Source organism: Curtobacterium sp. ME12, from assembly GCF_903970855.1.
Lineage (GTDB): Bacteria > Actinomycetota > Actinomycetes > Actinomycetales > Microbacteriaceae > Curtobacterium > Curtobacterium poinsettiae_A.
In genome coordinates, this window is the sequence record NZ_CAJCKD010000065.1 from 1 (window position 1) to 6,308 (window position 6,308).

Consider the following 6,308-nt stretch of genomic DNA (forward strand, 5'->3'; position numbering starts at 1 on the left):
AAAGGAAACCTCGACCGGCACGACTGCGAGCAGCCAGTAGCGGGGGATTGGCGCCGGGCGGAGCAGCTGCTGTTGCCGTTAGACGTCCATGGATGGGCGCGCACCGGGGTGAGCCTCTCGGGCCGTTCCATGACGAGCATCATCCCGAGTCGACGTGCAGCGGCCGCAGGCGACCGGATTGTGGAGACCCTCGGTGCGCTCTCGCGACGGCCGTCACGGTTCGACGCCTTGACACTGCAGGAGACATACGCCGAGCTCGGCAGCACCGACGATGCCGTCGACGATGCGCTCACTCGACTCGCGACGATCTTGAACGACGCCCAAGCGCTCGGCGCCGACCTGCAACAGGCCGCTACTACTCCACGCAAGCAGCAGATAGCAGCTGATAGCGACCACTAGCTTCGCTCAGCGCCAGACCCACCGCCGGGCTGCTGCCGGAACCAGGTTGAGACGCGTGCGAGGCGCGGACGAACTCGTTCACGCCTCGCACTGATCATCAGTCGCAGCGCTTGCAGCGGGGCCATCCGTTCGTCCCGGACCGCTTGTTGCGGTCGGGGATCTGCTTGCCCACGGGGCAGTTGTTGTCGTCGTGGTGAACGTCGGGGTCTGACTGATTCGTCGAGTGATACGCGGCGACTCGCATGATCGGCTCCTTTGCCATCAGCACTCACGGACGTGAGCATTGCCCACACCATAGGAGCGGCCGCCGACAGCCTCGCCCCGCTCGTGCGATTGCGCGACCGGGCGGGCGCTGCCGTTGGTTCCAGGCCATGTCACCTGTAGAACTTGGCGACACCTCCGTGATGCGAGCAAGCCCCTTGATGGTGAGCTGCATAGGAGAAGGATCCGTCATTGCAGAGTGCAGTCGCTCCGCCACCCTCGTCCGGTGCCGGTGCCGGTGCCGGTGCCGGTGCCGGTGCTGCTGGGGCGACGTACGTTCCGATTGTGGTCACCTGGGCGACGGGTTGGGTCGTGACCGCTTCGCTGACCTGCTGGCGGTTGGTCTCAACGCCGTCTGTAAAGGTGACGCGGAACGTCGTCGTCCGGACACCGTCCACGCCGGTGGTGGTGACGGTGGAGGTGCCCTGCGCGAGTGTGGCGCTTTCAACCGTGGTCGACTCAAACGGGATCGGCGTCGTCTCGGTGACGTCCTTGGTGGTGACGATCGGTGTCGGTGTCGGTGTCGGTGTCGGTGTCGGTGTCGGTGTCGGTGTCTTGCGTGGCGCTGTGCTCGCTGCGGGAGAAGCCGAAACGGTAGGTGCAGGGTCGACCGCGGAGGCCGGCGCTGCCGGGTGTGTGGCGCCGAAGGCCGATCCGGATCCGAGGAGCACCACCAGGGCGATTCCTGCCCCGAGGGCTGAAGCGGAGCGCTTCCGCGGCAGGTGGAGCCAGGTGGTGCGACGGAACAGCAGCCCGTAGAGCGCCGTGAGGAGGACCACGAGGGCAGCCATCACCAGCATCGACCAGAAACCACCCGACGCCAGTCCGAGCAGCGCAGCCAGCAGCGTGCCGACCAAGCCGACCCACGTCGACGGGGCGATCTTCTTCCGAGGGGTGCCTTGTGAAGGTCCGTTGACGTGGGGGAGGGATGGCATGATGCTCCTATTTACTGAGGACTGCCCAAGTCTGCGTGAGCTCTCACCGCATCACCTCATCCCAGTTCGAGGGGTGGGGGGTGCCCCGATCCGAAGCTGCGGATGAGGCGGCACGATCCCGCTGGCAGGACGAGACACCGATGAGACGGGATGAGAGCGTGGGGATCACGATCAGGCGAAGCGTGAAGGCGGGGCCGCTTCGGTTCAATCTGTCGAAGTCGGGGCTCGGAGTCAGTGCGGGGATCCCGGGACTTCGGGTCGGTACGGGGCCGCGGGGGAACTACGTACGTGTTGGCTCCGGTGGCGCCACGTACCTGTCCTCCTCAGGATCACGAGCGCCTCGCATCGCTCCACCGAGCCCGCCTGTGCTCCAGAACTTCGCTGCGGTGAATATGGACGACGTCAGCGGCCTGACAGCACTCGATCTGCGCCCGACTGGCGGGGACGACATTGTCCAGCAGCTCAACACGGCAGCACGGCGTCCCCGGTGGGGCTGGATCGCTGCGATCACAGCCTTCATCCTCGGAGCAGCGCTGCTGCCGTGGGGCTTCATCATCTGGGCAGTCGCCGTACCGGGATGCTGGTGGCTCTTCCTCCGCGACGCGCTGCAGAAGAACGTGGTCCTGCTCTACGACCTCGAGGACGCGCCTGCTGTCTGGTTCGACCGATTCACCACGGCGTGGGGTACCGCTGCTGCAAGTGACCGGCTGTGGCGCACCGTGGAGTCCGGCCATGTCCAGACCACCTACCAGCACAAGACGAACGCCGGCGTCGAAGCGATCGTGCGTCGAGTGCCGGCCATGGCACGTATTCAGCAACCCAAGCGCCTTGCAACCAACGTGGACATCCCGACTCTGCGTGCTGGGAAGGACGCGCTGTACTTCCTGCCTGATCGCCTACTGGTTTGCTCCGGCAAGCACTACTCCGACGTCGCATACCGGCAGCTCTCCGTGCGCCGGTCTGTCACGCGCTTCGTCGAACAGCCGGGTCAGGTCCCGAAGGACACGCAGCTCATCGACCAGACCTGGCAGTACGTCAACGTCAAGGGCGGACCGGATCGTCGCTTCAAGAACAACCCGGTGCTCCCCGTCGTCCAGTACGGACAGCTTGAACTCACCACATCGCAGGGCCTTGCCTGGAGCGTGCAGTCGTCGCGCGCCACAGCCTTCGATGACTCCGCTGCACTGCTGCTGAACGCACCAGCGTGAGACCGTTGCACTCGTCGCACCACCTCTACACCCGCGCGCGGATCTGTCGCGGAAGACCGCTCTGCCACCCCAGAACTACGACATCCCACTGCGCATGCGGCGTCGTGTTAAGGCATACCCCAGAACGTCATCAGCTAAGCCGGTTGTTCGCGCTGGCTTCGATCACCGAGTGTGGACAAGCACCGCACTGCCGACGGCCGGCCCCTCTGCGGCGGCCATCCAAGTTTCAGACCGGAGGCAGGGTGCACCTTCCGCTATGTCGGACGCGGTTGCCAGAATGAGAACGGATCACTCGCCGGTTGCGTGTGGATCGACTTTACAAGAGTGATCGGAGCGAGTTGACCGACGAAAACGCCGCGCTTCACGGCCACGACCGCTACCTGCTTGCCCAGGTACGTGAGGCATTCGGACGAGTGGCATACAGCCAGAAAACCAATGAGAAGCAGGCGGACCTCTGCTTCACGAAGCACCGTTGGCAGCAGGGCGTGCTCATTGCGCTGACCGCAATCAGCTCGGGCACGTTCTTAGTTGCAGTGGTGGGCCCGTTCGCGAATACGACGGTGACCGGCCTCGTCACCTCCACCGTTGCCGTCCTGGTGACGTGGGTAACGCTAGGGGCGAAGACGTTCCGGTTTCATGAGGAGGCTGAGGCGCACCGGGATATCGCGTCACGACTGTGGGACGTGCGCGAGTCCTATGTCTCGCTCATCGCCGACCTGATGTCTCGCGAAATTGAGGGCGCCCTTGCCAGGGCTCGCCGCGACGAACTGCAGGAAGCCACCCGCGAGGTCTACTCGTCCGCGCCACGGACTACTCCCAGAGCGTACCGACGCGCTAAAAAGGGATTGAAGGGCAATGAGGAGTTGACGTTCTCCTCTCGCGAGCTCGACCTCCTCCTTCCTGAGGCGCTGCGGCTTGACGAAGGCGGGGTTTGAGTATGGAAACGTCCGAGATTTTCGACGGGTTGCTCGCTAATCTGAAGGTGGGGGAGAAAGTCGAGGCAGTTCGGTCTCGCCGCGACGAAATCACCAAGGCGCTGAACAAAAACTTCCGGGCCAAGGACGCCTCAGTCGACCACAAGCTGATGGTCGGCTCATTCGGCCGACATACTGCCATAAGGTCGATTTCCGACCTCGACATGATCTTCATCCTGCCCTCAGTGTTGCGCGACGATTACAGTGATCGTAACGGCCCTCGCCGGATGCTCGAGCGTGTGCGCGACGCGCTCAAGGCGCGGTATCAAAACACCGACGTCCGGGTTGATCAGTGTGTCGTGCGGGTGCAGTTCACATCGAACGCATTTAAGTTTGAGGTTCAACCAGCGTTCGAGAACACAGACGGGAGCTTCGACTACCCGGACACGAAGGCAGAATCTTGGAAAACCACGAAACCGCGCGCCGAGATTGTCGCAACGAAGGAGTGCAACGATCGGACCTCGGCGAACATGCGTCACGTCGCCCGGATGGCCCGAGCCTGGAAGAACGCGAATGGCGTGAACATTGGCGGGTTGGTCATTGACACGCTGGTCTACAACTTCTTCGCGCAAACGGATGATTACGATTCCGCGGATACGAGCTCGTTTGACCTGCTGTCTCGGGATTTCTTTGCGTTCCTCATGGTTGAGCCGGAGAAGGAGTACTACCTCGCACTCGGCAGCAGGCAGCGCGTGTACGTGAAGTCGAAGTTTCAGGCTAAGGCGAAGAAAGCCTATAACCGCTGCATTTCCGCAATCGAGAACGAGGGTAAGGCTGCTTCGATCAAGAAGTGGCGCGAAGTGTTCGGTACCAGCGTGCCGCTCGCAATCACCGAGGATGTCCTCAAGGCGTCTGCCGGGGCCACCTATAGGGGCACGGAGGAGTACATCGAGGATCGGTACCCGGTCGACATCAGGGAGAGTGTGACCATTGATTGCGAGGTAACCCAAGACGGCTGGCGACCTCGGTGGCTGCGTGCGATGGGTAGTGCTGGATTCCCACTCAACGCTGGCAAACGCTTGAAGTTTCAGGTCATCAGCTGCACGGTGGCCGAGCCGTATTTACTCAAGTGGAAGGTGCTCAACCAGGGCTCGGAAGCTGAGCGCCGCCATATGGTCCGCGGCGACATCATCGACTCGACGCAGCCCGGAATACGCAAGGAGACCTCGTCCTTTCGAGGTGAGCACATCGTCGAATGCTATGTAATCAAGCATGGAATTGTGGTCGCGCGAGACCGGATAGATGTGCCGATCACCACTACCGCGGACCTTTGAATGAGCCAACACTGCCAGCTGACATAAGAGACCGCTATTGACTCACGCGACGAAGGCCGGTTGCCCACGCGGGTAGCCAACCTTCGTCGGGCTCGGAGAGTCTGGTGAGTGTGCAGCGTCGTACGCGTCGCGAATCGCCCGGCTGATGCGGCCGCGCCCCGAGACCTCGTGGCCATTCGAATTCGCCCACTCACGAATCTTCGCGAGCTCGTCCGAGTTGCCACGCTTCGGCGCGCTACCCAAGTTCTTTCGGGTCTGACGGCCGTTGACCTTCCGCGCGGCAGCGACGTAGTCGGAGAACGCTTCGTGTAGCGCGTCGGCATTGTCGCCGGAGAGGTCGATTTCGTAGTGGTTGCCGTCGAACGAGAAGGACACGGTGCGGCCCTTGCCCTCGTCAATTGTGTCGCCGGTCGAATCATCGTCTAAGTGTGTGGTGACTTTCTGTGCAATACGCATGCAGCCTTTCGTTTGAGGAAACAGCGGACTCACCTTTGCACACTTCTGATCGTTCATGTTATGTGCGGCCTCAGCCGATGATCCGCAATACCTTCCGTATCAGGGTCGACAGCTGCCACGGCGGCGTGAGGTCTTGGTGGCACCGCTGTAGTCGTCTGAAGGGAAGGAGCTGCTAGCGGTGGTTACGCGGGTCCGGTCCAGTGAGGGCGGGGGAGTGAGGGGAGGCTTACCTGCCTATACATCGCAGCGATTGCGGCGCACACTACCTTCGATGGCTCTGATCGGAGCTGCGGTCGCGAAAGGTGTTCGCTATGACAACGTTCTCTGAGCTGCCGACGGTCACGGAGTGTTCGGCGACGTCGTGTAGCTATAACCACGATGGGTGTCACGCGGCCGCGATCACGATCAGCGCTGACCACGCGGACTGTGCAACCTTCTTGCCGCTCGGCATCAATGGCGGACTGCCGAAGGTTATCGCGTCCGTTGGGGCCTGCCAACGCACGGACTGCCGCTTCAACGTGTCTGCGGTCTGCACTGCTTCGGCGGTCCGTATCGATGGTGGTTACGGTGCGGCGCACTGCCAAACCTTCCAAGCCGCATAAGCAGCTCCCATAGTGATTCGGCGCACTTCCACCGCCGGCCGTGCGATCTGCGAGACACACGGCACGATCCGAGCGGGGACGCGGGGCGTTTCCCCGCTCGGACAGGTGTTGACGGTTAGTGCTGGTTGCGGCGGCGGTACGCAATAACTGCGACCGCGATGAGGGCGATGGCGCCGCCGGCGGACAGGGCGATCCAGGG

At 62.7% G+C, this 6,308-nt stretch carries 7 protein-coding genes and 1 pseudogene; 6 read left to right on the forward strand and 2 right to left on the reverse strand.

Features of this window, described 5'->3' with window-relative positions:
- The coding region (locus tag H7A73_RS17740) for a hypothetical protein (RefSeq protein WP_220456647.1) at positions 1–399 on the forward strand (399 nt) is incomplete at its 5' end.
- Between the two features lie 374 nt (positions 400–773).
- Here the strand turns inward: H7A73_RS17740 and H7A73_RS17995 are convergent.
- Entirely contained in the window at positions 774–1,595 is an 822-nt protein-coding gene (locus H7A73_RS17995; RefSeq protein ID WP_259362998.1) for a G5 domain-containing protein, read from the reverse strand.
- A gap of 140 nt (positions 1,596–1,735) precedes the next feature.
- Here H7A73_RS17995 and H7A73_RS18260 point away from each other — a divergent pair.
- The 4 genes and pseudogenes from H7A73_RS18260 to H7A73_RS17760 all read left to right on the forward strand — a co-directional run.
- Positions 1,736–1,888, forward strand: a pseudogene (locus H7A73_RS18260) (DUF4236 domain-containing protein); the annotation flags it as partial.
- A gap of 72 nt (positions 1,889–1,960) precedes the next feature.
- Positions 1,961–2,803, forward strand: coding sequence for a hypothetical protein (locus H7A73_RS17750; RefSeq protein WP_259362999.1), 843 nt, complete (start codon positions 1,961–1,963; stop codon positions 2,801–2,803).
- A gap of 338 nt (positions 2,804–3,141) precedes the next feature.
- Positions 3,142–3,738, forward strand: a complete 597-nt coding sequence (locus tag H7A73_RS17755) for an SLATT domain-containing protein (protein WP_182067214.1) — start codon at positions 3,142–3,144, stop codon at positions 3,736–3,738.
- 2 nt (positions 3,739–3,740) lie between these two features.
- Complete coding sequence (locus H7A73_RS17760; RefSeq protein ID WP_182067215.1) at positions 3,741–5,051, forward strand: nucleotide-binding domain-containing protein; 1,311 nt, start codon at positions 3,741–3,743, stop codon at positions 5,049–5,051.
- Between the two features lie 42 nt (positions 5,052–5,093).
- Here the strand turns inward: H7A73_RS17760 and H7A73_RS17765 are convergent, their stop codons facing one another.
- Positions 5,094–5,507 carry an Lsr2 family protein gene (locus H7A73_RS17765; RefSeq protein ID WP_310648871.1) on the reverse strand — a complete coding sequence of 138 codons (414 nt, stop codon included), beginning with the start codon at positions 5,505–5,507 and terminating at the stop codon, positions 5,094–5,096.
- 311 nt (positions 5,508–5,818) lie between these two features.
- Here H7A73_RS17765 and H7A73_RS17770 point away from each other — a divergent pair, with 311 nt between their 5' ends.
- Positions 5,819–6,109, forward strand: a complete 291-nt coding sequence (locus H7A73_RS17770) for a DUF1540 domain-containing protein (protein WP_182067216.1) — start codon at positions 5,819–5,821, stop codon at positions 6,107–6,109.
- Positions 6,110–6,308 lie beyond the last annotated feature (199 nt).